This window comes from Allobosea sp. P1_A7, assembly GCF_056406775.1.
The window spans coordinates 1-466 of sequence record NZ_JBFTZN010000658.1 but is presented as its reverse complement, the minus strand read 5'-3'; the positions used below and the strand labels follow the sequence as shown (position 1 = coordinate 466).

The following is a 466-nucleotide window of genomic DNA, read 5'->3' as shown; positions in this document are numbered from 1 at the left end:
GCTGGGTCCTTCTGCATCGCGATCGATCGTGACACGGTCACCATGCTGATGGCGTTGGCTCCGGCGACATACTGGCAAACTGCGCATTATGTCGGTTGGCCGGCAGTCCTGGTCCGGCAGGATGACGCGGATCCCGAGCATGTTCGTGCGATGATCAATCGCGCCCGGGACTGGAACGCTAGCCGCCCGCGCTTGCGGGTGAAGAGGTAGCGGCCAGCCGCAGCGCTTTATCTGGTTCTGGCGCCAGGCCGGCGGGAGTCGGTCGGTCCATCCGCGGGACCATGCTGATCCGCGCGCCGAGCCTTGTGTTCCGCGTCTTCGAACGCAGAAAGCCCGCAGCGTTTATCGCGGCGGGCTTGAGTTGTTTTTGGGATGTTTGGTTGCGGGGGCCAGATTTGAACTGACGACCTTCAGGTTATGAGCCTGACGAGCTACCGGGCTGCTCCACCCGCTCCACCCCGCGGTA

General features: G+C 63.5%; 1 tRNA gene and 1 pseudogene. One reads left to right on the top strand and one right to left on the bottom strand.

Annotated elements, in window-relative coordinates:
- A pseudogene (locus tag AC1D34_RS38270) lies at positions 1–210 on the top strand (hypothetical protein); the annotation flags it as partial.
- Between the two features lie 171 nt (positions 211–381).
- Here the strand turns inward: AC1D34_RS38270 and AC1D34_RS38265 are convergent.
- Positions 382–452: transfer RNA gene (locus tag AC1D34_RS38265), tRNA-Met, on the bottom strand.
- Between the last annotated feature and the right edge of the window lie 14 nt (positions 453–466).